General features: G+C 74.7%; 2 protein-coding genes and 1 pseudogene. 2 read left to right on the top strand and 1 reads right to left on the bottom strand.

Annotated features, from left to right (window positions below):
• A pseudogene (locus B9S57_RS34320) lies at positions 1–379 on the bottom strand (hypothetical protein); the annotation flags it as partial.
• Between the two features lie 302 nt (positions 380–681).
• Between B9S57_RS34320 and B9S57_RS02220 the strand changes: the two are divergent.
• Positions 682–1,668, top strand: coding sequence for a LuxR family transcriptional regulator (locus B9S57_RS02220; protein ID WP_103513839.1), 987 nt, complete (start codon positions 682–684; stop codon positions 1,666–1,668).
• A 67-nt stretch (positions 1,669–1,735) separates the two neighbouring features.
• Complete coding sequence (locus B9S57_RS02215; protein ID WP_103513838.1) at positions 1,736–2,218, top strand: DUF456 domain-containing protein; 483 nt, start codon at positions 1,736–1,738, stop codon at positions 2,216–2,218.

Genomic DNA, 2,218 nt, shown 5'->3' with positions numbered 1-2,218 from the left:
CGAAGGTCTGCGGCCGGGAGACTCCCGCCGGGGCCTCCCAGGGAGCGCGCTCGACGGGGACCGTGCGCGGGGCGACCGGCTGCTCGGGGGCGACCGGCTGCTCGGGGGCGGAGCGTGCGGGAGGCGACTGAGGGAGAGGAGGGGCGGACGGCCGGTCCGGCGCCGGGCCCTCCGGCAGGCGCGGGTCGGGCAGCGGCACCTCCGTGACCGGGTGGTCCTCACGGGCGGTACCCGGCCCGCCCACGGCGTCCGACGCGGAGTCGAACCGGTCGTCGAGACTGTCCGCCGCGCGGCCCGGCCCGGTGTCCGGCGCGGTCTCGTCGTACAGCCTCCGCCACCACTCGTCCTCGTGGGCGGGCTTCTCCCCCTGCTGGCTCATGCCCATAGTGTCGACCGCTCGGGGCGTACGAAACCGGGTCATCCGCAAAAGTGCCCGGAAGTGGCGGCGCGAAGGAGCCCGCCGGACGTCCCCACCCCCCACGGGAAGGTCGCCCGGCGGGCGTTCCGTGATCAGACGACCGCCCGTGGGCGGGTCGCTGCCGCGGTGGCGCCAGGTTGTCAGAGCGACAGGTGGGACGGGGCATGATGGGTCCGGCGGGTTCACGCCTGGCCGCTTCCCGCCACGGCGGGCCCGGCCGGGGGCGCGGACATGCGGGAGCACCGATCCGGGGAGGGCCGAGGATGCTGTCAGCGATAGGTCTCGACGAGAGACAGGAAGCGGCCTACCGCGCGCTGGTCACGGCGGGTGCCGCTGAGCTCCCCGATCTCGCACGCCGGCTGGCCCTGCCGGAGGCCGACGCCGAGCGCGCGCTGCGCCGTCTGGAGCAGCAGGGGCTCGTGGCCCAGTCCTCGTCCCGGGCCGACCGCTGGGTCGCCGCCCCGCCCGGCGTCGCCCTGGGCGCTCTGCTGACCCAGCAGCGCCACGAGCTCGAACAGGCCGAGCTGGCGTCCGCGCTGCTTGCCGAGGAGTTCCGGGCCGAGGCGGCCGAAACCGGGGTGCACGACCTGGTCGAGGTGGTGACGGGCGCGAGCGCGGTGGCCCACCGCTTCCACCAGCTGCAGCTGGGCGCCACGTCGGAGGTCTGCGCCCTGGTCACGGGAAAGCCCATCGCGGTCACCGGCATGGAGAACGAGTCCGAGGAGCGGGCGGCGATGCGGGGCGTCTCCTACCGCGTGGTCGTCGAGCGCGATGTGCTCTCCCTGCCGTCGGGCATCGTGGAGCTGTCGGCGGCCCTGGGCCGCGACGAGCAGTGCCGGGTGGTCGACCGGGTGCCGACGAAGCTGGTGGTGGCGGACGCCGCGCTGGCCATGGTGCCGTTGTCCGGGCGGGGGGCCGAGCCCGCCGCCCTGGTGATCCATGCCAGCGGGCTGCTGGAGTCCCTGATGGGTCTCTTCGAGGCGGTGTGGCGGGACGCGATGCCGCTGCGGCTGGGCGGGAGCGGGATCAGTGAGGAGAACGGGCAGGGTGCCGATCCGACCGATCTGGAGATCCTCTCGCTGCTGCTCGCCGGTCTGACGGACGCGAGCGTGGCGAAGCAGCTGGACCTCGGCCTGCGCACGGTGCAGCGCCGGGTGAAGGGGCTGATGGAGCTCACCGGGGTCACCACCCGGCTGCAGCTCGGCTGGCACGCGTACGAACGCGGCTGGGTGGCCCGCGCTCCCCGCTGACCGGTCCCGGCCGACCCGGGGACCCCGCTGACGGGCAGGACCCGGCGGACTCCGGCACGCTGGTCGAATGAGTGTGTGGCAGCTCGTTGCCGTCGGGGCGGTGATGCTGCTCGGCCTGGTCGGCGTCCTGGTGCCGGGCGTGCCCGGGCAGGCGATCGTCTGGGCGGCGGTGCTCTGGTGGGCGCTGACCGACCCGACCCCGGTCGCCTGGGGCGTCCTGATCGGCTCGACCTGCCTGCTGCTGCTGAACCAGGCCCTGAAGGCGCTGCTGCCCTCGCGGCGCCCCCGCGAGTCGGGAGCGCCGCGCCGGACGCTGATGGCCGGAGGGGTCGCCGCGATCGCGGGCTTCTTCGTGATCCCGGTGGTGGGCGGGATCCTGGGATACGTGGGGGCCGTCTACGGCGCCGAACGGCTTCGTCTGGGAAGCCGGGCCGCGGGCTGGACGTCGCTCAGGTCCGTGATGCGGGCGACGGGGTACTCGGTGCTTCTGGAGCTCTTCTGCTGCCTGCTGGCGGTCGGCGCGTGGCTGGGAGCCGTCATCTGGGGCTGA

The sequence above is a fragment of the Streptomyces sp. SM10 genome (genome assembly GCF_002910915.1).
Lineage (GTDB): Bacteria > Actinomycetota > Actinomycetes > Streptomycetales > Streptomycetaceae > Streptomyces.
The sequence above is the reverse complement of the archived record's forward strand: the minus strand, read 5'-3'. Positions and strand labels throughout refer to the sequence as shown.